The organism is Azospirillum lipoferum (assembly GCF_024170005.1).
In the GTDB taxonomy this organism is placed as follows: domain Bacteria; phylum Pseudomonadota; class Alphaproteobacteria; order Azospirillales; family Azospirillaceae; genus Azospirillum; species Azospirillum lipoferum.
On record NZ_JALJXJ010000002.1, the window covers coordinates 239,239 to 263,488 of the forward strand.

Annotated in this window: 23 protein-coding genes; 6 read left to right on the plus strand and 17 right to left on the minus strand. The window is 68.2% G+C overall.

What is annotated here, in order from left to right; translation table 11 throughout:
- Positions 1-103 precede the first annotated feature (103 nt).
- A complete protein-coding gene (locus J2848_RS05010; protein ID WP_149230179.1) occupies positions 104-427 on the plus strand; it encodes a hypothetical protein in 324 nt (107 codons plus the stop codon).
- Between the two features lie 40 nt (positions 428-467).
- On the opposite strand, the gene J2848_RS05015 is transcribed toward J2848_RS05010, so the two are convergent.
- On the minus strand, positions 468-986 hold the full coding sequence (locus tag J2848_RS05015; RefSeq protein ID WP_149230178.1) for a hypothetical protein: 519 nt from the start codon (positions 984-986) through the stop codon (positions 468-470).
- A 259-nt stretch (positions 987-1,245) separates the two neighbouring features.
- Between J2848_RS05015 and mutS the strand changes: the two genes are divergently transcribed.
- A complete protein-coding gene (gene mutS, locus J2848_RS05020; protein WP_149230455.1) occupies positions 1,246-3,882 on the plus strand; it encodes a DNA mismatch repair protein MutS in 2,637 nt (878 codons plus the stop codon).
- A gap of 141 nt (positions 3,883-4,023) precedes the next feature.
- Here mutS and J2848_RS05025 read toward each other — a convergent pair whose 3' ends face one another.
- From J2848_RS05025 to radA, 4 genes are all read right to left on the minus strand, one after another.
- Complete coding sequence (locus J2848_RS05025; RefSeq protein ID WP_149230177.1) at positions 4,024-4,731, minus strand: SDR family NAD(P)-dependent oxidoreductase; 708 nt, start codon at positions 4,729-4,731, stop codon at positions 4,024-4,026.
- Between the two features lie 80 nt (positions 4,732-4,811).
- Complete coding sequence (gene purF / locus J2848_RS05030) at positions 4,812-6,260, minus strand: amidophosphoribosyltransferase (RefSeq protein ID WP_211103057.1); 1,449 nt, start codon at positions 6,258-6,260, stop codon at positions 4,812-4,814.
- Between the two features lie 103 nt (positions 6,261-6,363).
- Positions 6,364-7,053: a CvpA family protein gene (locus tag J2848_RS05035; protein ID WP_149230175.1), complete on the minus strand. Its 690-nt coding sequence runs from the start codon at positions 7,051-7,053 to the stop codon at positions 6,364-6,366.
- Between the two features lie 39 nt (positions 7,054-7,092).
- Positions 7,093-8,541: a DNA repair protein RadA gene (gene radA, locus J2848_RS05040; RefSeq protein WP_149230174.1), complete on the minus strand. Its 1,449-nt coding sequence runs from the start codon at positions 8,539-8,541 to the stop codon at positions 7,093-7,095.
- A 188-nt stretch (positions 8,542-8,729) separates the two neighbouring features.
- Here radA and map point away from each other — a divergent pair, with 188 nt between their 5' ends.
- The 3 genes from map to J2848_RS05055 are packed head-to-tail and all read left to right on the plus strand — an operon-like array spanning position 8,730 to position 10,581.
- Positions 8,730-9,551: a type I methionyl aminopeptidase gene (map, locus tag J2848_RS05045; RefSeq protein ID WP_149230173.1), complete on the plus strand. Its 822-nt coding sequence runs from the start codon at positions 8,730-8,732 to the stop codon at positions 9,549-9,551.
- Complete coding sequence (locus tag J2848_RS05050) at positions 9,548-10,135, plus strand: NUDIX hydrolase (protein ID WP_149230172.1); 588 nt, start codon at positions 9,548-9,550, stop codon at positions 10,133-10,135. Before map ends, J2848_RS05050 begins: the two co-directional genes overlap by 4 nt.
- Positions 10,135-10,581: a cupin domain-containing protein gene (locus tag J2848_RS05055; protein ID WP_149230171.1), complete on the plus strand. Its 447-nt coding sequence runs from the start codon at positions 10,135-10,137 to the stop codon at positions 10,579-10,581. Before J2848_RS05050 ends, J2848_RS05055 begins: the two co-directional genes overlap by 1 nt.
- A gap of 52 nt (positions 10,582-10,633) precedes the next feature.
- On the opposite strand, the gene J2848_RS05060 is transcribed toward J2848_RS05055, so the two are convergent.
- The 5 genes from J2848_RS05060 to J2848_RS05080 form a co-directional block, all read right to left on the minus strand.
- The gene (locus tag J2848_RS05060; protein WP_170306956.1) at positions 10,634-11,584 is read right to left on the minus strand and encodes a glycosyltransferase family 2 protein; all 951 of its coding nucleotides are present in this window, start codon (positions 11,582-11,584) and stop codon (positions 10,634-10,636) included.
- A gap of 397 nt (positions 11,585-11,981) precedes the next feature.
- Positions 11,982-13,376: a ribosome biogenesis GTPase Der gene (gene der, locus J2848_RS05065; protein WP_149230169.1), complete on the minus strand. Its 1,395-nt coding sequence runs from the start codon at positions 13,374-13,376 to the stop codon at positions 11,982-11,984.
- Positions 13,377-13,417: 41 nt separating this feature from the next.
- Complete coding sequence (locus tag J2848_RS05070; protein ID WP_246193704.1) at positions 13,418-14,758, minus strand: outer membrane protein assembly factor BamB family protein; 1,341 nt, start codon at positions 14,756-14,758, stop codon at positions 13,418-13,420.
- Positions 14,759-14,794: 36 nt separating this feature from the next.
- Positions 14,795-15,439 carry a tetratricopeptide repeat protein gene (locus tag J2848_RS05075; RefSeq protein WP_149230167.1) on the minus strand — a complete coding sequence of 215 codons (645 nt, stop codon included), beginning with the start codon at positions 15,437-15,439 and terminating at the stop codon, positions 14,795-14,797.
- A gap of 387 nt (positions 15,440-15,826) precedes the next feature.
- Positions 15,827-16,468: a response regulator transcription factor gene (locus J2848_RS05080; protein WP_149230166.1), complete on the minus strand. Its 642-nt coding sequence runs from the start codon at positions 16,466-16,468 to the stop codon at positions 15,827-15,829.
- 975 nt (positions 16,469-17,443) lie between these two features.
- Between J2848_RS05080 and J2848_RS05085 the strand changes: the two genes are divergently transcribed.
- A complete protein-coding gene (locus J2848_RS05085; RefSeq protein WP_246193703.1) occupies positions 17,444-18,181 on the plus strand; it encodes a response regulator transcription factor in 738 nt (245 codons plus the stop codon).
- A gap of 46 nt (positions 18,182-18,227) precedes the next feature.
- Here J2848_RS05085 and J2848_RS05090 read toward each other — a convergent pair whose 3' ends face one another.
- The 7 genes from J2848_RS05090 to J2848_RS05120 all read right to left on the minus strand — a co-directional run bounded on the left by J2848_RS05090 (position 18,228) and on the right by J2848_RS05120 (position 24,148).
- Positions 18,228-20,228, minus strand: coding sequence for a methyl-accepting chemotaxis protein (locus tag J2848_RS05090; RefSeq protein WP_149230165.1), 2,001 nt, complete (start codon positions 20,226-20,228; stop codon positions 18,228-18,230).
- A 200-nt stretch (positions 20,229-20,428) separates the two neighbouring features.
- Positions 20,429-20,764 carry a tRNA-binding protein gene (locus tag J2848_RS05095; protein ID WP_149230453.1) on the minus strand — a complete coding sequence of 112 codons (336 nt, stop codon included), beginning with the start codon at positions 20,762-20,764 and terminating at the stop codon, positions 20,429-20,431.
- 151 nt (positions 20,765-20,915) lie between these two features.
- Positions 20,916-21,350 (minus strand): phasin family protein, encoded by a 435-nt coding sequence (locus J2848_RS05100; RefSeq protein ID WP_149230164.1) that lies wholly within the window; start codon positions 21,348-21,350, stop codon positions 20,916-20,918.
- Positions 21,351-21,522: 172 nt separating this feature from the next.
- Positions 21,523-22,209: a TetR family transcriptional regulator gene (locus J2848_RS05105; protein WP_149230163.1), complete on the minus strand. Its 687-nt coding sequence runs from the start codon at positions 22,207-22,209 to the stop codon at positions 21,523-21,525.
- A gap of 78 nt (positions 22,210-22,287) precedes the next feature.
- Complete coding sequence (locus tag J2848_RS05110) at positions 22,288-22,770, minus strand: YbaK/EbsC family protein (protein ID WP_149230162.1); 483 nt, start codon at positions 22,768-22,770, stop codon at positions 22,288-22,290.
- A gap of 15 nt (positions 22,771-22,785) precedes the next feature.
- Positions 22,786-23,610, minus strand: a complete 825-nt coding sequence (proC, locus tag J2848_RS05115) for a pyrroline-5-carboxylate reductase (RefSeq protein WP_149230161.1) — start codon at positions 23,608-23,610, stop codon at positions 22,786-22,788.
- A 34-nt stretch (positions 23,611-23,644) separates the two neighbouring features.
- Positions 23,645-24,148 carry a type III secretion system chaperone family protein gene (locus J2848_RS05120; protein WP_149230160.1) on the minus strand — a complete coding sequence of 168 codons (504 nt, stop codon included), beginning with the start codon at positions 24,146-24,148 and terminating at the stop codon, positions 23,645-23,647.
- Positions 24,149-24,250: the final 102 nt, after the last annotated feature.

Consider the following 24,250-nt stretch of genomic DNA (forward strand, 5'->3'; position numbering starts at 1 on the left):
TGGAAGCCGAAGGGTTTGGCATTCGGCGTTGAATTTGCATCGGGGTCAGCGCCGCCGGCACTCGCCGTCCGGCGAAGGCGCAACCAACAGCGGGATCACCGCGATGCAGGTCAACGGATACAACGGCTATTCGGCCAGCCTCTACGGCCAGACGCAGGCGGCGACCACCCGGAAAGGCTGGGGCACCGCCGCGGGACCGACCACCGACACCGCCGCCGTCACCGACTTCCTGGCGGAGGCGAAGAAGACGCCGGCCGAGCGGCTCCGCGACGACTGGCTCGCCCGCCACAAGATGACGGAGGACGAGCTGAAGTCGATGCCGTCGGACAAGCGGGAAGCGATCGAAAAGGAGATCGCCGAGGAGCTGAAGCGGAAGCTGACGGGGCAGGACGCCAAGCGCGGCGCCGTGATGAACCTGACCGCCTGATGGCCTGCCCCGCCCCGCCCGCCCCGCCCGTCCGGGTCCGTCACGCGCCGCGCGCGCTCACATGCACGTTGCCGCCGCCCTCGCGCTCCAGCAGGGCGGACGCCTGCACCTCCTCCTCCGCGGACTCGACGCGCACCCACAGGATGATGCCGCCGGCCTCCAGAGCGCGGGTGAACTCGTCGGGCTTCGGATGGCTGGTCAGTTCGTCCAGATAGTCCTTGATCGCCACACCGCCGACCCCGGCCGCGACCAGGGCCGCCAGGGCCGCCTCGATCGGGCCGCCGACGATGGCGATCAGGCCGGCGGTGGTCAGGGGGAAGGCGTATTTCAGCTCGCCCACCAGACCGGTCAGCGCCTCGTCGCGCGGGCGGTATTTCGGGTCGGCGGCCTCCAGCGAAGTGTGGCTGGCCAGGACCGACAGATCGGCGCGGTCGAAGCCGGCTGCCAGAACCGCCTCCACCGCACGGTCGAACGCGGCGCGGGTGGCGAAGAGGGCAACGACCTCCCGCACTTCGGCGGGTACGGTGGCGGGTACGGTCTGCCCGGTCGATTGCGTCATGATGGGCGTCTCCCTATTTTTCAGCTTTCCCTATTGTAGCGACCGGCGACGCGCGCCCGTCAATCGCAACGGGGACGCACCCTCGGTCATTCGTGCGCGTCTCATTGTCCCATATTCGGCTATCCGGCCTATCCCGCGGCTGCATATCCCGTGATAGGGTGCGCGCCAAAACAACGCCTATCTGGCACCCCCCATCCAAGGCCCCGTGGTTCCCGTGTCCGACACCGCAGAAATCGTCATCCCGCCCGACGCCACGCCGATGATGGCGCAGTATCTGGAGATCAAGCAGGCGCATCCCGACTGCCTGCTGTTCTACCGGATGGGCGACTTCTACGAGATGTTCTTCGAGGATGCGGTCAATGCCGCGGCGGCGCTGGACATCGCGCTGACCAAGCGCGGCCAGCATCTGGGCGAAGACATCCCGATGTGCGGCGTGCCGGTGCATTCCCACGAGAACTACCTGCAGCGCCTGATCCGCCAGGGCTTCCGCGTCGCCATCTGCGAACAGATGGAAGACCCGGCGGAGGCGAAGAAGCGCGGGGCGAAATCGGTGGTGAAGCGCGGCGTCATCCGCATCGTCACCCCCGGCACCCTGACCGAGGACAGTCTGCTCGACGCCCGCTCCTCCAACTGGCTCGCGGCGGTGGCGGAGACGGCCGGCGGGCTGGGGCTGGCCTGGCTGGAGATGTCGACCGGCGAGCTGGTGGTGCAGCCGGTGGAGCGGACGGGGCTAGGTGCCGCGCTGGGGCGGCTCGATCCGCAGGAGGTGCTGATCTCCGAGAAGCTGAGCCAGACGCCGGAGCTGTTCGAGCTGTGGGGCGAATGGAAGTCGCGGCTGACCGTGCAGCCCAACCCGCGCTTCGACAGCGAGAACGGCAAGCAGCGCCTGCTGAGCCAGTATGGAGTCGGCACGCTGGACGCCTTCGGCAATTTCAGCCGGGCGGAGGTCGCGGCGGCCGGTGCGCTGGTCGGCTATGTCGAGCTGACGCAGAAGGGGCGCGTGCCCCGGCTGTCGCCGCCGCGCCGGCTGGGGCCGGGGGCGGTGATGGAGATCGACGCGTCCACCGCGCGCAACCTGGAACTGACGCGGACGCTGAGCGGGGAGCGGCGCGGCAGCCTGCTCGCCACCATCGACCGCACGGTGACGGGGGCCGGGGCGCGGCTGCTCTGCGCCCATCTGACCTCGCCGCTGACCGACCCGGTCGCCATCGGCCGCCGGCTGGACATGGTGGAGTTCGCCCTGACCGAAGAGCGGCTGCGCGGCGAGTTGCGGCAGGCGTTGCGCAGTTGTCCCGATCTGGAACGGGCGCTGTCGCGGCTGACGCTGGGCCGGGGAGGTCCGCGCGATCTGGCGGCGATCCGCGACGGGCTGCGGCAGGCCGGGCTGATCCGCGAGCTGCTGGCCGGCGTCCTGCCGCTGCCGGACGGGCTGGCGGCGCTGGACAAGCGGCTGGGCGCGCATTCGGAACTGGTCGACCAGCTGACCCAGGCGCTGGCGCCGGAACTGCCGCTGCTGGCACGCGACGGCGGCTTCATCGCGCGCGACTACAGCTATGCGCTCGACGAGCTGGTGACGCTGCGCGACGAGAGCCGGCGGCTGATCGCCGGCTTGCAGACGAAATACGCGGAGATCGCCGGGGTGCCGTCGCTGAAGGTCAAGCACAACAACGTGCTGGGCTATCACATCGAGGTCACCGCCGCCCATGCCGACAAGCTGATGTCGGACCGGGGCCGCGAGGTGTTCATGCACCGGCAGACCATGGCGAACGCGGTGCGATTCGGCACGGTGGAGCTGTCGGACCTGGAGCGCCGCATCTCGGAGGCCGCCGACAAGGCGCTGGCGGTGGAGCTGGAGCTGTTCGCCGGGCTGGTGGAGGTGGTCGCTGGACGCGCCGACGCCATCGCCCAGGCGGCGCATGCGCTGGCGGCGCTGGACGTCGCCACCTCGCTGGCCGAACTGGCGGAGGAGCGGCGCTACAGCCGGCCGCTGGTGGACGACAGCCTGGGCTTCACCATCAAGGGCGGGCGGCATCCGGTGGTGGAGGCGGTGCTGGATTCCGCCCATGGCGGGCCGTTCGTGGCGAACGACTGCGATCTGGCGCCGGACAACCGGCTGTGGCTGCTGACCGGTCCGAACATGGCCGGTAAATCGACCTTCCTGCGGCAGAACGCGCTGATCGCGGTGCTGGCGCAGATGGGCGGCTTCGTCCCGGCGGAGCACGCGCATATCGGGGTGGTGGACCGGCTCTACAGCCGTGTCGGCGCCGCCGACGATCTGGCGCGCGGACGCTCCACCTTCATGGTGGAGATGGTGGAGACGGCGGCGATCCTGAACCAGTCGGGCGCGCGGGCGCTGGTGATCCTGGACGAGATCGGGCGCGGCACGGCGACCTTCGACGGCCTTTCGATCGCCTGGGCCTGTGTGGAGCATCTGCACGACGTCAACCGCTGCCGGGCGCTGTTCGCCACGCACTATCACGAGCTGACGATGCTGGCGTCGAAGCTGCCGGCGCTGTCCTGCCACACCATGCGGATCAAGGAATGGCAGGGCGACGTGGTGTTCCTGCACGAGGTGACGGCGGGGGCGGCCGACCGCAGCTATGGCATCCATGTCGCCAAGCTGGCCGGTCTGCCGCCGGCGGTGGTCTGGCGGGCGGACGAGGTGCTGAAGCTGCTGGAATCGGGCGACCAGAATGCGACGATCCATCGGCTGGCGGAGGATCTGCCGCTGTTCAGCGCGGCGCTGAAACGGCCGGCGAAGGTGGCGGCTGCGGTCGAGGCGGCACCGGCCGGGCCGTCGGCGGTGGAGGTGGCTTTGGCGGGGATCGATCCGGACAGCCTGACGCCGCGTCAGGCGCTGGAGGAGCTGTACCGGCTGCGGGGGATGATGCGCTGATCGCTCGGAGATCCCTTCTCCCAGATCCCTTCTCCCCCCTGGGGAGAAGGTTAGGATGAGGGGGTTCGGCGTAGCCGAAGAGATCCTCGAAATGGATCCCCCTCACCCCGACCCTCTCCCCGGGGGGAGAGGGGGATTTCGTCACTGCGCCAGCACCAGTTCCCCGTGCTTCTCGCAGCCGGCTTCGGCCAGTTCGACGAAGCGCTCGGTCACGTCGTCGGGCTGGGCGACCTTGGTCGGGTCTTCACCCGGAAACGCCTGGGTGCGCAGCTTGCTGGCGACCACACCGGGGTCGATCAGGTTGACGCGCAGGGTCGAGCCGGCGACCTCCATCGCATAGGTCTTCACGATCATCTCCAGCGCCGCCTTGCTGGCGCCATAGGGCATCCAGTAATGGTGCGGCGCCTTGGCGGCGGCCGACGTCACGAAGATGGCACGGCCGGTGCCCGACGCGCGCAGCAGCGGGTCCATCGAGCGGATCAGGCGGTAGTTCGCCGTCACGTTCAGGTCCATCACCCGCGACCACAGCTTCGGGTCATACTGGGCGACCGGGCCGAGAGCCTCCAGGGCACCGGCATTGCCGACGACCACGTCCAGCTTGCCAAAGCGCTGGTAGAGCGCATGGCCGAGCTGGTCGATCTTGTCGTAGTCGCGCAGGTCCATCGGCACCAGGGTCGCCGACTGGCCGGAGATCTTCTGGATGGCGTCGTCGGTCTCCTCCAGCCCGCCGACGGTGCGGGCGACCAGGACCAGATGGGCGCCTTCGGCGGCAAAGCGCTTGGCGACGGCGGCGCCGATGCCGCGCGAGGCGCCGGTGACGAGGGCGATGCGGCCGGAGAGACGGGACATGGGGACGACTCGTTTCCTGGGATTATTGTTCGTTCACATATGAAAAACCCTCTCCCAGGAAGGGAGAGGGTTTTTTGGGGTCAGGCGCGGACCGGGACGTTCGCCTCGGCCGGCGGATGTTCCAGCGCGTCGGTCAGCGGGATCGGGTAGTCGCCGGTGAAGCAGGCGTCGCAGTAGCCGAGCTTGGCCGGGTCGCGCTTCTCCTCGCCCATGGCGCGGTAGAGGCCGTCGAGCGAGATGAAGGCGAGGCTGTCGGCCTGGATGAAGTCGCGCATCTGCTCCACCGTCATGCGGTGAGCCAGCAGCTTGCCCTGCTCCGGCGTGTCGATGCCGTAGAAGCAGGGGTGCGAGGTCGGCGGGCTGGAGATGCGCATGTGCACCTCCTTGGCCCCGGCGGCGCGCACCATCTCGACGATCTTCTTCGAGGTGGTGCCGCGGACGATGCTGTCGTCCACCAGCACGACGCGTTTGCCTTCGATCATCGCCCGGTTGGCGTTGTGCTTCAGCTTCACGCCGAGATGGCGGATCTGGTCGGTCGGCTCGATGAAGGTGCGGCCGACATAATGGTTGCGGATGATGCCGAGGTCGAAGGGCACGCCGGCTTCCTGGGCGTAGCCCAGTGCGGCGGGAACGCCGCTGTCGGGGACCGGGACGATCACGTCGGCGGGAACCCCGGCCTCGCGGGCCAGTTCACGGCCGATGCGCTGGCGCGCCTGATAGACGGAGGTGCCCTCCATCACGCTGTCGGGACGGGCGAAGTAGATGTATTCGAAGATGCACAGGCGGCGCTGCTGCGGCTGGAACGGGCGCAGGCTGTGGATGCCGTCGCCGTCGATGACGATCATCTCGCCAGGCTCGACGTCGCGGACATAGTCGGCGCCGACGATGTCGAAGGCGCAGGTCTCGCTCGCCAGGAGGTAGGTGTCGCCCAGCTTGCCCAGCACCAGCGGCCGGACGCCGAGCGCGTCGCGCACACCGATGACCTTGTTGGAGGTCAGCGCCACCAGTGAGAAGGCGCCCTCGACCTGCCGCACCGCCTCGATCAGGCGGTCGACGGGGGAGCCGCCGCGGGCGGTCGCCATCAGATGGACGATCACCTCGGTGTCCGTGGAGGACTGGAACAGGCAGCCGCGGCGGACCAGCTGGCGGCGCAGCACCTGGGCATTGGTCAGGTTGCCGTTGTGCGCCAGCGCGAAGCCGCCGAACTCGAAATCGGCGTAGAGCGGCTGGACGTTGCGGATCGAGGTGTCACCGGTGGTGGCATAGCGCACATGGCCGATGGCGCTGGCGCCCTTCAGCTTGGCGATGATCGCCTCGGAGCTGAAATGGTCGCCGACCAGACCCAGCGTGTGCTGGAGGTGGAAGCGGTCGCCGTCGAAGCTGACGATGCCCGCCGCCTCCTGCCCGCGGTGCTGCAGGGCGTGCAGGCCCAGCGCCGTGATGGCGCCCGCCTGCGGGTTGCCGTAGATGCCGAACACGCCGCACTCTTCGCGCAGCTTGTCGTCGTCGAACGGATGCGTCGTCAGCATCACCAGAAGTCCTTCGTCCAAGAGGCGCCGTCGGCGCGCGTCAGCACATGCAACGAAAAAACAGTCCACAAACGTCGATAGCGCCGAAACCGAGCGGTCAAGCTCAGCGGGCGTTGTTCTGCATCAGCCTTTCAAGATCGGCGCGATCGCGGTCCTTATAACCGGTATCGGGCGCCTGCGCACCCCCGGTCTTCGCGGGGCTGGGCACCGGCGTCGACAGGCGGTCGAGCGCCTGCTTGGCCTCCATCGCCTGACGTGCACGTTCGCGCGCCATGTCCATCTGGCCGAGACCTTCCTTGCGCAAATTCTCCGGCACGAAGGCATAGAGCGTCTCCGCCCCCATCGCCAGGAAGGGCCGGGTCTTCGCCTGTTGCAGCCAGACCGGCTGTTCGGCCTGGTTCGGCACCAGCCACAGGAAGAACAGATAGGCGATGGAAACCAGGATGCCACCCTTCACCAGCCCGAAGGCGAAGCCCAGCGTGCGGTCGAGCGCCGACAGCGCCGACGCCTGCACCCCGCGCGACAGGCTGCGGCCCAAGAGCGACAGCACGATCAGCGCGACGATGAACACGCCCACCGCCGAGGCGGCATAGGCCAGCATCTCGAAGCGGATGTAGATCTGCGCGTAGGGCAGGACATGGGGCAGCGCGTAGAGCGTGATGATCGCGGCGCCGGCCCAGGCGGCGACCGACACCAGTTCGGCGACGAGGCCGCGGCTGAAGGCGAGCAGTGCGGCCAGAAGCAGCACGGCGATGACGACGGCGTCCACCGGATTGACGGGAAGGTTGTCCATGACCCTGTGCCGATTGCTGTACCGATTGATGGGATGCGGTCAGATATATTCGTCGTCGCGCCAGCGGCGCGTGTCGTTGTCGTCATGCGGGCGCCGCGACGGCGGCCGGCCGGAGGAGCCCTGCGGCTGGAACAGCGGCATCAGCTCGCCCAACTGCTGGAGTTCCACGGTTTTGAGTCCGTTGTCGCCGCGGCTGCCCTTCTTGCCGGTGCGCCGCGCCGGGAAGATGGCGGAGGAGAAGCCGAGCTTCGCCGCCTCCTTCAGGCGCGTGTCGCTCTGGCCGACGGCGCGGACCTCGCCCGACAGGCCGATCTCGCCGAACACCACCGCGTCGGCCGGCACCGGTTCCCCGGTCAGCGACGAGACGAGAGCAGCGGCGACGGCGAGGTCGGCGGCCGGTTCGGTGATGCGCAGACCGCCGGCGACATTCAGATAGACGTCGTTGGCGCCGATCTGCACGCCGCAGCGCGCCTCCAGCACCGCCAGCACCATGGCGAGGCGGGCCGAATCCCAGCCGACGACCGCACGGCGCGGCGTGCCGAGCGGCGACGGGGCGACCAGCGCCTGCACCTCGACCAGCACCGGGCGGGTGCCCTCCATCCCGGCGAAGACGGCGGCCCCCGAGACGTCGCCGCGGCGTTCGGCGAGGAACAGGGCGGACGGGTTGGCGACCTCTCCCAGCCCGCCGTCGCCCATCTCGAACACGCCGATCTCGTCGGTCGGGCCGAAGCGGTTCTTCACCGCGCGCAGGATGCGGAACTGGTGGCCGCGCTCGCCTTCGAAATAGAGGACGGTGTCCACCATGTGCTCCAGCACGCGGGGACCGGCGATCATGCCTTCCTTGGTGACATGGCCGACCAGCAGCAGGACGACGCCGCGCCGCTTGGCGACGCGGATCAGCTCCTGCGCGCTGGCGCGGACCTGGGCGACGGTGCCGGGGGCGCTGTCCAGATTGTCCATATACATGGTCTGGATCGAATCGATGACGATCACCTCCGGACCCTTGGCCTCATCCAGCGAGGCGACGATGTCGCGCACACTGGTGGCGGACGCCAGATCGACGGGGGCGGTGGCGCAACCCAGGCGCTGGGCGCGCAGGCGGACCTGATCGACCGCCTCCTCGCCCGAGACATAGGCGCAGCGGTGGTCCTGCGACAGCCGGGCCATCGCCTGGAGCAGAAGGGTGGATTTGCCGATGCCGGGGTCGCCGCCGATGAGGATGGCCGAGCCGGGAACCAGCCCGCCGCCGCAGACGCGGTCGAACTCGGCGATGCCGGTCATGCGGCGCGGCGGCGCCTCGCTGGAGCCATGCAGGCCGACGAAGTCGATGCGCCGGCCGCGGGCGGCGCCCAACCCCTTGGGCGCGCTGTCGGGGGCGGCCTCCTCGACGAGGCTGTTCCATTCGCCGCAGGCGTCGCACTTGCCCGCCCATTTCGGGAAGGAGGCGCCACAGGCCTGACAGACATATCGGGTGGTGGGCTTCGCCAAAGGTCTGGTAGTCCGATGGGGGTAAGGCCCGCCACATATAGCAAGCCGTTCCGCCGAATCCTATGCTTGCAGGGGTGGAATGCAGGGGCTTTTTTCAGACCGGTGGCGTGTTAGCTTGTTGCGCTGTCTGCGGATGGTCGCAGCGGTTGAAAGACGGTCAGAGGATTTACGTGACGGATGACGGTTTGATGGACAAGGAAGGCAAACGGATCGTGCTGCACGGTCCGGAAGAGTTCGCGGCGCTGCGCAAGGCCTGCCGGCTGGCGGCCGAGACGCTGGATTACATCACGCCCTTCGTGGTGCCGGGCGTCAGCACGGGTCGGCTCGACAAGCTGATCGAGGAGTTCCAGCGCGACCGCGGCGGCATTCCGGCGACTCTCGGCTATCACGGCTATCCCGCCTGCAGCTGCATCTCGCCCAACCACATCGTCAACCACGGCATCCCCAGCGACGACAAGAAGCTGGTCGAGGGCGACATCGTCAACATCGACGTCACCGTGATCCTGGACGGCTGGTACGGCGACAGCAGCCGCATGTATTTCGTCGGCGAGAAGGTCGGCGTGAAGGCGCGCAAGCTGGTCGACCTGACGTACCGCTGCATGATGGCCGGCATCGCCCAGGCCAAGCCCGGCAACCATCTGGGCGACATCGGCCATGCCATCCAGACGATGGCGGAGGCGGCGCGCTGCTCGGTGGTGCGCGATTTCGGCGGGCACGGCATCGGCAAGGTCTTCCACGACGCCCCCCATGTCGACCATTTCGGCAAGCCCGGCACCGGCGTGGAACTGCGCCCCGGCATGGTCTTCACGGTGGAGCCGATGATCAACGCCGGCCGGCACGAAGTGAAGATCCTGTCCGACGGCTGGACCACGGTCACCCGCGACCGCTCGCTGTCGGCGCAGTTCGAGCACCAGATCGGCATCACCGAGGACGGCTGCGAGATCTTCACCCTCTCCCCCGCCGGCTATACCCAACCTCCTTATGGGCCGCCCTATGGAGCCACCGCATGAGCGACGAGCAGAAGCCGTGGGAGGTGCTGGACAGCCGCGACCTGCTGGACGCCAGCCCCTATCTGAAGGTGCGGGCGGAAACGGTGCGGCTGCCCGACGGGCGGACGGTGGAGAATTTCTACCAGCTCGACCAGCCCGACTATGCGGTGATGTATGTGGAGACCGAGGACGGCAAGGTCGTGATGCTGCGCACCTACAAGCATGGGCCGCGCCGCGTCAGCCTGACCTTCCCCGCCGGCGCCATCGAACCCGGCGAGGAGCCGCTGGCCGCCGCCAGGCGCGAACTGCTGGAGGAGACCGGCTACGCCGCCGATGACTGGACGGCGCTGGGCGGCTTCGTCGTCGGGGCGAACGCCAGGGGTGCGACCTGCCACATGTTCCACGCCAGGGGCGCCCGCAAGGTGGCGGAGCCCGACAATGGTGACTTGGAAGACATGCGGATCGAACTGCACAGCGCCCGCGAGCTGATCGACGCGGCGGCGCGCGGCGACTATGCGGTGCTGCCGGTGATCGCCATGCTGGGGGCGATGCTGATGCCGGAACTGCGCGAGGGGCTGGGCATGGCGGCGCGGAGCATTCGTTGATGGACAGCGCGCTGACCGCCGGGCGGCTGATCGAACTGCTGGGGTTGCAGCCGCATCCCGAGGGCGGCTGCTACGTCGAGACCCATCGCGCGCCGGGCGAGGACGGGCGTGGGGCGGTGACGGCGATCTATTTCCTGCTGCGGGCAGGGGAACGGTCGCACTGGCATACGGTGGATGCCGTGGAGATCTGGCTCTGGCACGGCGGAGCGCCGCTGGAGCTGTCGGTCTATGAGGACGGCGGGACGGTCGAGCGCTGCCGGCTGGGGATGGACATCGCGGGCGGCGAGCGGCCGCAGGCGGTGGTGCCGGTGGGCGCTTGGCAGGCGGCGCGGAGTCTGGCCGAGGGGCCGGACGGCTGGTCGCTGGTGAGCTGCACCGTGGCGCCGGCCTTCGAGTTTGCCGGGTTCAGGATGGCACCGGAAGGATGGGAGCCGGCGGCGGGGTAACGCTGGCGCGCCTTTGCGCGCCGCCAGGGATGCGCCTGCTGCGGCCAAGCTCTTAGAAGAGGAGGCTCGCATCCTGTGACCTTGCCGCCTCGTCCGCTGCCTGGGCCTCCTTCCAGCCGTTCCAAAGCTCCTCATATTGGATCCCCGCGAGCTGCCGGTGCACAGGATCGTCGATCCTGGCCACCACCGGCCAAGGCTCCATGTTCCGCTGCCACTTGGCACCGAATTGAAAGAAGCCGTATCCGTAGCGCCTGAACCGCCGGCGGAAATCCCCCTCGTCTTCGCGGAACCGGTGCCGCACCAACAGATCTGCGGCGTATCCGATCAGACCGTGCGGGCGAAGACGCAGACCGAGGTCGAGGTCTTCGCAAGCCGCCCTCCGGAAACGCCCATCGAACCCGCCGACCGTTTCGAATGCTGACCGATTGATCACCACGGACGCGGTCACAAAACCGTCCAGCTGCCCGTCCGGCTGCGCGGGCGGGCTCAGAATCGATTGGGCGGAGTAGTATGAGGCAAACAATCCGGTTGAATCGGAAGCGATCGGGCCCGTCCAGGCCACCGCTGGACAGATGTGGCCATGCTCCATCAGCGCCACAAGGAACTCTGTATCCGGCCGCACTCCCGCATCAAGGAACCAGAGCCACTGCGTGGTCGCCATTTCGGCTCCGCGGTTGCGTGCCGCAGCCGGCCCTTGGTTCACAAGCTGGACGCATGCTTCAACGACGAGGCCAGCCTCAGACGCCTTGCAGACTTCGACGCTTGTGGCCGCTCCGGCATCACCGGACCCATCATCGACGACAATCACCCTCGCCGGGCGTATCCCGCCGTGCAGCGCATTCAACGCCTGAAGGGTCTCGCTCAGCCCGGACGGATCGTCCTTCACGGGAATGACGACCGTCACATCGGCCGCAGAGTACAGATGTCGCTCTATCGAATGGCTAGCTGGCAAAGTCAATGGAAGCTGCCAGCGTGATGCTTCCACAGGCAATTTGTAGTCCATTTCCTGAGCAACCCGCATCCAATTTGGCTGAACCAGCAACTAGCCTTCGGATTGCGCAATCGTTTCACCCGCCCAAACGGACGCAACGACGTGACCGACCGTTCTTTTATCGACCGGCCTGGTTATGAAATCGTTAAAGCTGGAATTCCTGCATAGTCCGGCCACGTCGTCATGAGCGCTGGCTGCCCCCGACGAAGGCATCGATATCCGAGAACGCGTCCCAGGACGCCGGCCTGGTGATTGCCGGATGAATGGCGGTGCCCCTGGAATGCGGTTCCAGCCGGTCAGAACGAGGCCGACGGAGCGACCAGACCGCGCCCCGCCGGACCACCACTGTTCAGCTTAAAGGCGCATCCCGACCGGCCCCGCCAGGGATTCGCCTGCTGCGAACAAGCCCTCAATCCTCTGCGTACGGATTCTTGCCCTTGCGCAGCAGCAGGCGCACCGGCACGCCGGGCATGTCGAAGCTCTCGCGCAGATGCGTGGTCAGGTAGCGCTGGTAGCTTTCCGGCAGATCCAGCGGCTTGTTGACGAACAGGGCGAAGGTCGGCGGACGGGTCTTCACCTGGGTGACGTAGCGGATCTTCACCCGGCGCCCTTCGACCAGGGGCGGCGGGTGATGTTCCAGAACGCCCTCGATCCAGCGGTTCAACTGGGCGGTCGGGATGCGGCGGTTCCAGACCGTGTAGGTCTCCAGCACGCCGTCCAGCAGCGTGTCGAGCTTGTGGCCCTTCAGTGCCGAGATGGTGACGACCGTCACGCCCTTGATGTAGCCGAGTGCCGCCTGGAGCTTGTCCTCGACCTGACGCAGTGCCATGGCGCGGTCGTCGACCGTATCCCACTTGTTGACGGCGATCACCAGGGCGCGGCCCTCGGAGATCACCAGCCGGGCGATGGTCAGGTCCTGCTTGTCGAGGATGGCGGCGGCATCGACCACCAGCACCACGACATTCGCCATGCGGATGACGCGCAGGCTGTCGGCGACCGCCAGCTTCTCCACCTTCTCGTCGACGCGGGCGCGGCGGCGCATGCCGGCGGTATCGACCAGCTTGAAGCGGCGGTCGCGCCATTCCCAGTCGACGGCGATGGCGTCGCGGGTCATGCCGGCCTCGGGGCCGGTCAGCACGCGTTCCTCGCCGAGCAGGCTGTTCAGCAGGGTCGACTTGCCGACATTGGGACGGCCGACGATGGCGATCTGGATCGGCTTGCTGCGATCCTCCTCCGGCTCCGGCTGGTCGCCGATGGGGATCGAGGGGTCGTAGCCGTCGTCCTTGTCCTCGACCTCGCCGTCACCCTCGGCCGGGGCGTAGGGCAGCAGGGCCTCGACCAGATCGGCCATGCCCTCGCCATGCTCGGCGGACAGCGGAATGGGATCGCCGAGGCCGAGTTCGTAGGATTCGAACAGGCCGGGCTGGCTCGCCTTGCCCTCGGTCTTGTTGGCGACCAGCAGCACCGGGGTCTTGCCCCGGCGCAGCAGGTTGGCGAAATGGCGGTCCAGCGGCGTGATGCCGGCGCGGGCGTCGATGATGAACAGCGCCACGTCGGCACGGGCCAGCGCCTGCTCGGTCTGGCGGCGCATGCGCGCCTCCAGGCTGTCGTCGGTCACGTCCTCCAGGCCGGCGGTATCGACCACCGTGAAGGACAGGCCGCCGACATGGGCCGGGGCCGAGCGCCAGTCACGGGTGACGCCCGGCGTATCGTCCACCAGGGCCAGCTTCTTGCCGGCCAGACGGTTGAAGAGAGTCGATTTGCCGACATTCGGCCGACCGACGAGGACCACGGTGAACGACATGGGGCCAAAGGCCTTTCACAACAGACGGAGGAAATCCGCGATCAGCGGAACGCGACCAGCGTTCCGTTGTCGCACAGCACATAGAGAGTGTTGTTAGCAACGACCGGAGACAAGTAGGAACCGGTGGGCAGCGAGCGGGTCACCTCCACCCGGCCGTCGGACGGCGACAGGCCGAGCAGCTGGCCGTTGGAGCCGGCGACCCACAGGCGGCTGCCCGCCATCACCGGGCCGGACCAGACGATCGGGCCGGTCCTGTCCTCCGGATCGCTGAAGCGGGCAAGCGGCGCCACCCAGCGGACCTTGCCGTTCTGGCGGGCCACCGCGACCACTTCCTGGTCGTTGGTGACGGTGAACAGGTAGTCGCCGGCCAGCCAGGGGGTCTGGACGCCGCCGATCTCGGTTTCCCAGATGCGGGCGCCGATGCGCTCGTCGATTGCCACCATGCGGCCGGAATGGCCGATGGCATAGACGGCACCGCGGTCGACCACCGGCAGGCCGCGGATGTCGGCCAGATTGCTCAAGGCACCGGTGCGGCGGATGTTGGCGAGGCTGTCCTGCCACGCCACGCGGCCGTTCTCCGGCCGCAGGCCGAACAGCTCGCCGGAGGAATAGGGCGAGACGACCAGCGTGCCGGTGGCGGCCGGGCTGGCGGCGCCGAGCAGGCCGGCGGTCTCCAGGATGCCCTGCTGCGACCACTGCACCGCACCGTCGTCGGTGGACAGCGCGATGGTCTGGTTGTCCAGCGTGATGACCAGCACGCGGCCGCCGGCGACCGTGGGGGCGCCGCGGACCGGACCGGCGATGCGCTTGCGCCACAGAATCTTCCCGCTGCCGGCGTCGAGCGACAGCACTTCGGCGAAGCCGGTGGCGGCATAGACGCGGCCGTCGGCATAGGCGACCCCGCCGCCGGTGGCGCCGCCGCGCTCGTTCTCCGGCCGGGTATCGACGCGCCACAGCGACTGGCCGCTGCGCTCGTTGAGCGCGGTGACGTGCGAATCGGCATCCATCGCAAAGATGCGGCCGTCGGCGATCACCGGCGTGCCGAGCAGGGCGCGCGAACTGCTGGACCCGGCGCCGATGTCGGCACGCCACGCGTCGGACGGGCTGGCCGACAGAGCGAGGTTGCCCAGCACATGGTCCGGCGTGCCACCGGGCTGCGCCCAGGCGGCGTTGGCGACGGCCGGCGGGACGGTAACAGCGACCGCGGCGAGCTGGGCGTCCGGCTCCACCTTGCGCTCGCGCTGGAGGACGGCGACGCGCTTGCCCGGCAGGGGCGGATCGGGCGTCTTGCCGAACCAGCCGTCGATGGTGTCGCAGCCGGCGAGGAAAACGGACAGCAGCGATGCGGACAGCAGCGCCGCGCGGCGGATCGAACCGGTCATTGCGGTCTTCCCGTTCTTGTTCGTCATGACCCTGGATCAGCCCTTGCCGTAGAGGGAGGCGAGATCGGCGGCGCGACCGCGCACGCCCTGCGGCGCTTGCTGGTCATCCGCCAGTTGCTTGTAGAGCGTGCGCGCCTTTTCGGTGTCGCCGGCACGGGCGGCCAGCATCGCCGTCAGCTCGCGCGCCGAGAAGCGCCAGGGGCTGGTGTCGGCGGTCAGCGGCTGAAGCTTCGCGGTCAGCTGCGCCGGGTCGCCGCCGTCGGCGCGCTGCATCACCGCCAGCAGGGTGGCGAGGTCGCGGTACTGGGCGGGGACCGAGGCGTTGCCGGCGATGCCGTCATAGACGGTCGCGGCGTCGGCGCCCTTGCCCTGGCGGATCATCAGCGCCGCGGCGTTGAACTGGGCGATCGAGGCGAGGCTGGGATCGGCGGTGCCGGCGAAGGCGGCCAGCGCGTCGACGCCCTTCTCCGGCCCCTGGGCGCTCTGCGAGATGGCGGTGACGAGGGCGGCGGTCTGCTCTTGCGTCTTCTGCGCCTGCCAATGACGCCAGAAGCTGTAGCCGCCGGTGCCGGCGACGACCAGGACGGCCGCGGCGATCATGGCGCCGCCATACTTCTTGAAAAGGTGCTCCGCGCGGTCCCGGCGCAGATCCTCGTCGACTTCGCGGAAAATATCGCTCATGGCGCTGCGGTGGCGTCCCTGCGGTGGCGGCGTCGCGCACGGCCCGGATGGCGGCGCGGGTCAGGCGGAACCCCTCCGCCCGGTAAGCCGGACGGATGATTCCACAAGATCAAGAGGGGCGGATAGCATCGGGCAACCCGCCCGGTCAAGAGGCTGGCTGTTTTTGGGGTGGGCGCGCACGTCATCGAAGCCCGGCCAATTCCCCCTCTCCCCCCTGGGGAGAGGGGATCTTGAGGGAGAGGGCTTTTCCCTGCCACGAAAAGAAAATGGGCCGCGGAGGCGATCCCCTGCGACCCAGTTCCGCGATCCGACGTGCCCCGGATCGAGTCTTCTCTATCCCTACGCCGACATGATCTCTGCGGCTTACGCCGACATGATCTCTGCGGCTTACGCCGACATGGCGGCGGCGGCGATGACCGCCTGGGTGCGGTTCTTGACGCCCAGCGACTTGAAGATGGCGGTGACGTGGATCTTCACCGTGCCTTCCGACAGGCCCAGCTCATAGGCGATCTGCTTGTTCGACTTGCCGAGGCGCAGGCATTCCAGAACCTCGCGCTGGCGCTGGGTCAGGCCGTAGCCGGCGTTGCGGTCGGACATGTCGACGGTGCGGCGGCGCGGCGCGGCCTCCATGCTGGCGGTCAGGGCGCCCGGCGGCAGGTAGATGCCGCCCGAGAACACCAGGTTCAGGGCGCCCATCATCACCTTCACGCTGCTCGACTTCGGGATGTAGCCGGTCGCGCCATGGTCGAGCGCGCCGCGGATGTCGCCCAGCGCTTCCGACGCGGAGATCACCACCACCGGCACGCCCGGTTGCAGGGCCTGGATCTCACGCAGGCCGTCGAAGCCCGGCCAGCTCGGCATATGCAGATCCATCAGGATGATGTCGAAGGTGCCGCCGGCGCGGCACTGGTCGAGAACCTCGTCGAAGGTCCCGGCCTCGACGAAACTGGCGTCGCCCTGCAACTGTTCCAGCAGACGCCGCAGGCCTTCGCGGAACAGCAGATGGTCGTCCCCGATCAGAATCTTCATGGTCCCCGTCATCCTCGCTCGCCGACCCTTGCCGGTGCCGCCCGCCTTGCGGACGATCGCCCGTCAGGGCTGTTGTCGATCTTGCCCGGTGCGCCCCCGCGGCACCCGGATCACCGATTTCGCGCCGCCTGAGCGGCCTGGTGGTCATGCCACCCGCGCGGCTTGGTGGCCTATTGGTCTGTTGGACCCCGCCTGGCATCGGCCGGAAGGCTGTCTGCCGTTGTGGGCCTCTTCTTCTCTGTGTTGAGTATCTGATACCACGATCGGAAGGGGCCCTGTATCCCGACAAGGGCCATAGGTCATTTGAAGCCGCCCCCCCCCTTAGAGACACCGTTCGTCATGCGACCGGCAAGAAACGCCCCCTCCTAAGGTCATAGTTTCTTCTGCGCCCGCGAATAGAGTGATCGCACAGCCCCATCGGACTCCTTCGATCCGAACGGGATCATTCAAAAAGTGACCTGCTGTCTCCATTAGCGACGGGAATTTTTCTGGAACCTTGCCCTCTTTGCGGCGTTCGTGTGTCAGGGACGCGGCTAAATCCGATTCGAGCGCGAAAAAGAGGAGGAGAAAGCCGTTTCGAAACCGAAAGGATAGTCCTGAAGGATGCCTGTACCAACGCGCATTCCCGTGTGACCCGGCCAGCACACATCATTCCATAGGTGTTACCGTTTCGAAACCTGAGGCGACCAACAAGGAGACGGGAAGCGATCTTGGCTGATCATCCATCGCCTGATTTACGAAGAGCACCGATCATTTCTAAATCACGCGGTGCGAGCAGGTTTTCCCGACCCCCGACGGCGAGGGAGTCCGCGGTCCGCACCGAAATACTTCGAACCCCGCAATATTTCCCAACGACGTGACCCAATCCATGACGTGCCTGGGCCAACCGGCCGGTTCCTCATCAACCCTTAGACGCAGGCGGCAATGCCCTGAGCCGGGCCGGCCGTGGATGCCTCCTCCAGACAGAGCTGACCCATGCACACACACCATGAGTACGCCCATGAGAAAGCATCTCACCAGACCCGCAACGCGGTGACTCCCATGCATGTCTGCCTGATCCTCGACAACAACGCGCTGACCGAGAACGTGGTGCAGCAGCTCGACCGCGGCGGCCGCCACCGGGTGACGGTCCTGCACGACATCGGGGAACTGACGCAGAGCGCGCTGACGCCGGATGCGATCCTGATCGGGCTGCAGCAGTTCACGGCCCTGCGCGAAAACGAACCGATGGTCTATCTGCGGCTGTCGCGCCGCTCGCGGATCGTCGTCGTGCTGTCGTCGCGCGAACTGCTGGACGCCGCCCATATCCTGGCCTTCGCCGACGCCTGGGTGTTCGAGGATCTGAACGTCGACCGCATCAACGAACTGCTCGACCTGGGGCTGGAAGGCCATTGCCTGATGCCCAAGCAGTTCCTGTCGCGGCTTGGCGTCGACGAGATCCGGCTGACGCTGCTGCCGCGCCTGTCCGATCCGGAGTTCGAGACGCTGCGCCTGCTGGGCGAGGGCATGAACAACCGGACCATCGCCAACGCGCTGGACCTGTCGGAAGCGGTCATCAAGTCGATGGTGCGCAGCGTGCTGTCCAAGCTGCATTTCCGCAACCGGACGGAAGCCGGTGTCTTTGCCGCCCGGCAGCAGAGCGCCCTGGAGCAGGCGCGGACCGGCATGACCCCGCCGCATGTCCACGCCGCCGTCCGCCGGGCCGGGGTCTGAGCGGGGTGTCCTGCCGCCCAGCCGGACCGGCCCCGCTGAAGCGGGATCAGGCAGCCAGGCGGCGACCGGCCATCGCCTCTTCGAAACGGTCGAAGCGGGCGTCGAAGGCCGGCCGGTCGATCTCGGCCAGCCGGAAGCGGATGCGCACCACCCCCTCCTCCCGGTTCAAAAGCTCGAAGGGCAAGGCCGCACCCAGACCGTCGAACAGCAGGGTGCCGCGGACGCCGACCGCGTCGGCGTCGCCCAGTGCGGCACCATGGCGCGAGATGTCCAGCAACCGCACCGTCACGCGGCCCTCCGGCCCCTCCACCGTGCAGGGCGCCTCGACGCGGTAGCGCGGCACGCTGCGGCGGTCGACGTCGTCGGTCGCCGTGCGCACGGCACGGACCAGCACATGCATCAGCTCGTCGATGCTGTGGGTGACCTCCGACGCACCGGCCCGCAACTCGTCGGCCCGTTCCTCCGTCACCCGCGCCTCGCGCGACACCTCGTCGATGCGGGTCGACACGTCGGTGGCGGCGCCGGCGGTCTGCGCGACATTGCGCGAGATCTCCAGGGTCGCCGACGCCTGCTGCTCCACCGCGGCGGCGACCGTGCCGGAAATGGCGTCGATCTCGCCGATGGTGCGGCTGATGTCGCGCACCTCCTCCACACTGCGGGCGGTGACCGTCTGGATTTCCGCGATCAGCCGTGAAATCTCCTCGGTCGAGCGCGAGGTCTGGTTGGCGAGGTTCTTCACCTCCCCGGCCACGACGGCGAAGCCCTTGCCTGCCTCCCCTGCCCGCGCCGCCTCGATGGTGGCATTCAGCGCCAGCAGGTTGGTCTGGGCGGCGATGCCCTGGATCAGTTCCGCCACGTCGCCGATGCGGCTGACCGCCGAGGACAGCGATTCGATGGTGCTCTCGGTCCGGTCGCTGGCGGCGACGGCGGCGCGGGTGACGCCGGCGGCGTGGCCGACCTGATTGCCGATCTCCTCGATCGAGGCGGAGAGCTGCTCGGCGGCCGAGGCCACCGCCTGGGCGTTGCTGAGCGCCTGGGCCGCGGCGGCGGCGACATTCTGGGCGTTGGAGCCGACCAGCCCGGCCGACTTCGCCATGGCGCCCGCGTTGCGGTCCATCTCCTGCGTGCGGGCGGCGACCCGTTCGACGGCGCCGCGGCTTTCCTGCTCCACCGTGTCGGCCATCGATTGCAGGGCCTTGCGCTTCAGCGCCTCGCCCTCGATGCGCTGGTGCTCCTGCTCGGCACGCAGCCGCTCCGCCTCGGCCATGCCGTCGCGGAAGACCAGGACGGAGCGCGACATGGCGCCGATCTCGTCCAGCCGCTCGGCCCCCGCCACACCGGCGGTGAGGTCGCCCGACGACAGCGCGGTCATCACATGGCTGAGCTGGCCCAGCGGACGCAGCAGCCGGCGCGACACCAGATAGCCGGGAACCGCCAGCACGACGGCGCACAGCACCACCAGCATAGTGGCGAAGCGCATGCTGTCGTCGAAGGTCTTGAACACCTCCGCCTTCCTGATGCCGACATAGAGGATGCCGACCGGGGTGCCGGACGCGTCCTTGATCGGGTCATAGGCGGCGTAATAGGGCTCGCCCAGGATCTCGACCATGCCGCGGAAGGGGGTGCCGCGGCGCAGAACCGACTCATAGGCCGGACCCTGCGCCAGCGTGGTGCCGACCGCGCGGCTGCCGTCGGCGGTGGTGACGTTGGTGGCAATGCGGCGGTCGCCCAGGAACAGGGTGGCGGTGCCCCCGGTGATGCGCTTGATCTTGTCGACCACCAGATTGTTGTCGTTCATCACGACGCCATCCAGCAGCAGCTTCCCATCGGCGACGGTGAAACGGCCGCCGCGCTCCTGCAACGAGGACCAGGCGATGTCCATGCTGAGACGCTGCATGTCGATCGCCTGCCGTTCGAGGTCGCGGACGATCACCTGACCGATCGCGAACAGGATCGCGGTGCTGAGGACCAGCATGCCGAAGAGATTCAACGCCGTGACTTTTGTGGAAATCGAAAGCCGGCCGACGAAGGAGCGCAAGGCGTCCATGGGTGCCATCCACCAGGAAAGATATAGTGCAGATGCGAAGTCTTGGTCGCGCCGCACTATGCCATCCCGGTTTAGATTGCATTCATTTAAAATATCTACGACCCCTGCGGCAACTTGTCGCCTTATCACACCCGCATCAATTCAACTCAGAAGCGATTTTTCCGACCTTGAGGAGCGGTCGATTCTTTCTCTCCGCCTTGTCAGAACAGGCGCGCACCGTCCGGCACCGCCTGATCGGGACCGACCAGCACGACGGCACCCCCGGCATCGGGCAGGCCGAGGCACAGGACCTCGCTGGTGAAGGGGCCGATGCGCTTGGGCGGAAAATTCACCACCGCCAGCACCTGACGGCCGACCAGCGCGTCGGCGGCGTAGTGGCTGGTGATCTGGGCGGAGCTGCGTCTGGTGCCGATCTCGCCGCCGAAATCGATGGTCAGCTTGTAGGCCGGCTTGCGCGCCTCGGGGAAGGCTTCGACGGCGCGGATGGTGCCGACGCGGATGTCGACCTTGGCGAAATCGTCGTAGGAGATGGTCATGACGGGTCCGATGCGGTTCTTGCGGTCGGCGCCAGGGTAGCGCGCCGGGGCGGGCATCGGAATGGGCAAGCGCACCCGGCATCCCTCCAACGAAAAAGGGGCCGCCGGTTGGCGACCCCTCTTCACGAACTTTCCGGCGGACCGGAGAGGATCAGGCCTTCGCCTTGGCGATGGCGGCCTTGACCTCGTCCAGGCTGTCCGACACGCGCTTGGTCAGGATCTCGGCGGCCTCGGTGTTCGACTTGGCGATCATCTCGCTCAGCTCGCGGATGTTCGACAGCGACTTCTCGAAGGCGGCCTTGACCAGATCGGCCTGCTTGGCGGCCTTCTCTTCCGGGGTGCCGGCGGCCGTCAGCTCACCGACGGCGCGGTTCACATCCTCGGCGGCGGTGCGCAGCACCTCGGCCTGACGGCGGACGATGGCCTGGAAGCCCTCGAAGGCGAGCTGGTTGGCAGCGGTCACCGCCTCGATGTTCTTGCGCTGGCTGGCGACGATGGACTCGACGTCCACGCCCGGCAGCTTCAGGTCACCCATCAGCTTGGACGGATCGAATTCGAGGAAGGGGTTACCGCTGATCTTGGCCATGTTTCTCATCCCAGCATCGGTGTTTGCTGCCCGCATCGAAATCCGGGCATGTTGCGTCGCAACATTACAGAAGCGGACTATGCAGAGTGCCGAAAAGTTAGTCAATCCGGTTTTTGCGCCGCAGCATAACCTTGGCGGGAGAAACTCCCCGCCGCGGATCGCCTTCCCGTCGCTAAATGCCTGATGCCATGGACTCTGTTCCCGACGATTTGCCGATCGGTCCGCGCGACCGGGTCCAGCGGCAGAAGGTCGCGCCCCAGCGCTCCGCCCCCCGCAGCGCGTTGTCCAACGCCGCCATGGTGCGCGACAGGTCGGCGCTGTCGTCGGTCAGGAACACCCGCATCACACGGGCATGCACGGTGCCGAGGCCGGCGACCAGCGCCGCGCCGCCGCGCCGGTCGGGGTCGATGCCGGCCGCGCGCAACATCCAGGCCATCGAACGGCCGAAGGCGCAGGAGAAGGCCAGCGCAGTCGCCGGATCGGCCGGCAGATCGCGCAGGACGGCGCGCAGGCCGTCGCGGAAGGGACGAAGCGCATCGAAGCGGCGCATCATCACGTCGAACAGCCGGTCGCGCGCCGATTCGGTCGGGTCGATGGGAGACTCGCCGGCCAGGACGGTGGCGTCGGCGACGCGCGACACCGCCGCCAGCACCTCGGCACGCCCGCGGTAGCGGTGATGGAAGCGGGAGAGCGGGATACCGGCCCGGTGCGCGACCTCCAGCAGGCCGACATGGCGCCAGCCCTTCTCGGCCGCCAGCTCCATCGCCGCCGCCGCGACGGCGCGGTCGAGGGAGTCGGGGTCCGTGGGGTCGGAGCGGAAGCTGTTGTCTTCAGGCTTGTCGGACGACATGTCGGACATGGCACCACCTCCAGGCGACAGGGATCACCTGATAAAATGGTGTGCGGACGGGCGAACGTCACCCGTCCAACCGTCCAATCATGCCTTGCGGACGGACTCCACCCGACCGCCGGTCATGCTGACCAGATCGGCGGGGGTCAGGCGGAAGACGGCGTTGGGGGTGCCGGCGGCGGCCCAGATGGTCTCCAGCCGCAGCAGGTCGTCGTCGATCAGCACCAGCGGCGGCACGGCATGGCCGATGGGCGGGACGCCGCCGATGGCGAAGCCGGTCGATTCGCGGACAAACTCCGGGTCGGCCCGCTCGATCTTCTCGCCGATCAGCCGGCCGACCGCCTTCTCGTCGACACGGTTCACGCCGCTGGCGACCACCAGCACCGGACGAGCGGTCTCCTTGGTGCGGAAGATCAGCGACTTGGCGATCTGCGCCACCTCGCAGCCGACGGAGTTCGCGGCATCTTCCGAGGTGCGGGTGCTGCCTTCATGCTCGACCACGCGGTGGCCGAGGCCGATGCCGTCCAGAATGGCCTGGACGCGGGCGGCGGAGGGGCTGAGCGTCGTCATGGCGGCCGCGTCTCCTCAACCGGCCAGTTCGCGCGACCGCCGGGTGGCGGCGGCGATGGCGGCGGTCATCACCGGTTGCATGCCCTCGGGCGCCATCAGCACTTCGAGCGCGGCCTGGGTGGTGCCGTTCGGGCTGGTCACCGCCTTGCGCAGGTCGGCGGCCTGCTGCTGCACCGAGGCGTCGAGCAGGGCGCCGGCGCCCGACACCGTGGCGCGGGCCAGCCGCATCGCCAGATCGGCGGGCAGGCCGGCAGCCTCGCCGGCCTTGGCCATCGCCTCGACCAGGAAGAAGACATAGGCTGGGCCGCTGCCCGACACGGCGGTGACGGGATCGAGCAGCCCTTCGTCCTCCACCCAGGCGACGTCGCCGACGGCGCGCAGCAGACGGTCGGACAGGTCGCGCTGGGCGGCGCTGACACGGGCGTTGGGCACGGCGACGGTCATGCCGCGGCCGATGGCGGCCGGGGTGTTGGGCATGGAGCGGACGACGACCGCCCCCTCCCCCAGCAGGCGCTCGAACCAGGCGATGGTCTTGCCGGCGGCGATCGACAGGAAGACGGTGCCGGGACGGACCAGGGCGCGGTAGGACGGCAGCGCCTCCTCCATCACCTGCGGCTTCACCGCCAGGACGATCACGTCGGGGACGAAGCCCTCCGGCAGGGCGTCGGCACCGGACACCAGGGTGACACGGGCATCGCCGGCCACCGATTGCGGCAGGCCGGCACGGTCGACCACCACGACGCGGGACGCGATCCCGGCGGCGAGCCAGCCGTCCAGCATCGCCCCGCCCATCTTCCCGCAGCCGACCAGCAGCAGCGACGCACCCGATTCCGCCGTCATGACCGTGACCTTCCCGTCCCTGGTTTCTTGTTGCTTACGCTTCGCCCATGGTGTCGAGAATGGCGGCGGACACCGCCTCCGACGCCGACTTCCCACCCCAGATCACGAACTGGAAGGCCGGATAGAAGCGCTCGCATTCCGACAGGGCGATCTCCACCAGATCCTCCAGCTGCTCCACCGCGGCGCCGCGCGCGCCGCGCAGCAGCATGGTCTGGCGGAACATCGGCGTATGCTCCTCCGAGCAGACGTCGAAATGGCCGAGCCACATGCGGCCGTTGACCTCGGCCAGCAGCTCGGCGACGGCGGTGCGGCGGGCGGCCTGGACCTTCATGTCGAACTGGCAGGAGAACTGCATTGCGCTGACGTCCGGCTGCCAGACGAAATAGAGGCGGTAATCGCACCAGCGCCCGCCGATCTCGACGACCAGCTCGTCCTCGGTGGCGCGGTCGAAGGGCCATTCGTTGGCGGTGACGATCTCCTCGACCACGTCGAGCGGATTGTGGGCGGAAGTGGTGGTCTCTACGGCGACTGCCGACATGTCCGCGTCCTCCTGTGAAGGCGCTATGGGCGGTACCGTTCTCCCGGACCGAAGAGACGTGCCGGCGACAGCACGCGGTCCGGGCCAATACCCCAAGATGAT

Coding starts and splice junctions, on each gene's coding strand:
- J2848_RS05120 (WP_149230160.1), bottom strand. CDS start 24,148: ATGTCGGCAGTCGCCGTAGAGACCACCACTTCCGCCCACAATCCGCTC.
- J2848_RS05070 (WP_246193704.1), bottom strand. CDS start 14,758: ATGACCGGTTCGATCCGCCGCGCGGCGCTGCTGTCCGCATCGCTGCTG.
- J2848_RS05015 (WP_149230178.1), bottom strand. CDS start 986: ATGACGCAATCGACCGGGCAGACCGTACCCGCCACCGTACCCGCCGAA.
- J2848_RS05085 (WP_246193703.1), top strand. CDS start 17,444: ATGCACACACACCATGAGTACGCCCATGAGAAAGCATCTCACCAGACC.
- map (WP_149230173.1), top strand. CDS start 8,730: ATGGACAAGGAAGGCAAACGGATCGTGCTGCACGGTCCGGAAGAGTTC.
- J2848_RS05035 (WP_149230175.1), bottom strand. CDS start 7,053: ATGGACAACCTTCCCGTCAATCCGGTGGACGCCGTCGTCATCGCCGTG.
- J2848_RS05105 (WP_149230163.1), bottom strand. CDS start 22,209: ATGTCCGACATGTCGTCCGACAAGCCTGAAGACAACAGCTTCCGCTCC.
- proC (WP_149230161.1), bottom strand. CDS start 23,610: ATGACGGCGGAATCGGGTGCGTCGCTGCTGCTGGTCGGCTGCGGGAAG.
- J2848_RS05010 (WP_149230179.1), top strand. CDS start 104: ATGCAGGTCAACGGATACAACGGCTATTCGGCCAGCCTCTACGGCCAG.
- J2848_RS05090 (WP_149230165.1), bottom strand. CDS start 20,228: ATGGACGCCTTGCGCTCCTTCGTCGGCCGGCTTTCGATTTCCACAAAA.
- der (WP_149230169.1), bottom strand. CDS start 13,376: ATGTCGTTCACCGTGGTCCTCGTCGGTCGGCCGAATGTCGGCAAATCG.
- J2848_RS05075 (WP_149230167.1), bottom strand. CDS start 15,439: ATGAGCGATATTTTCCGCGAAGTCGACGAGGATCTGCGCCGGGACCGC.
- J2848_RS05100 (WP_149230164.1), bottom strand. CDS start 21,350: ATGGCCAAGATCAGCGGTAACCCCTTCCTCGAATTCGATCCGTCCAAG.
- J2848_RS05055 (WP_149230171.1), top strand. CDS start 10,135: ATGGACAGCGCGCTGACCGCCGGGCGGCTGATCGAACTGCTGGGGTTG.
- J2848_RS05060 (WP_170306956.1), bottom strand. CDS start 11,584: ATGGACTACAAATTGCCTGTGGAAGCATCACGCTGGCAGCTTCCATTG.
- J2848_RS05080 (WP_149230166.1), bottom strand. CDS start 16,468: ATGAAGATTCTGATCGGGGACGACCATCTGCTGTTCCGCGAAGGCCTG.
- purF (WP_211103057.1), bottom strand. CDS start 6,260: ATGCTGACGACGCATCCGTTCGACGACGACAAGCTGCGCGAAGAGTGC.
- mutS (WP_149230455.1), top strand. CDS start 1,246: ATGATGGCGCAGTATCTGGAGATCAAGCAGGCGCATCCCGACTGCCTG.
- J2848_RS05025 (WP_149230177.1), bottom strand. CDS start 4,731: ATGTCCCGTCTCTCCGGCCGCATCGCCCTCGTCACCGGCGCCTCGCGC.
- J2848_RS05095 (WP_149230453.1), bottom strand. CDS start 20,764: ATGACCATCTCCTACGACGATTTCGCCAAGGTCGACATCCGCGTCGGC.
- J2848_RS05050 (WP_149230172.1), top strand. CDS start 9,548: ATGAGCGACGAGCAGAAGCCGTGGGAGGTGCTGGACAGCCGCGACCTG.
- J2848_RS05110 (WP_149230162.1), bottom strand. CDS start 22,770: ATGACGACGCTCAGCCCCTCCGCCGCCCGCGTCCAGGCCATTCTGGAC.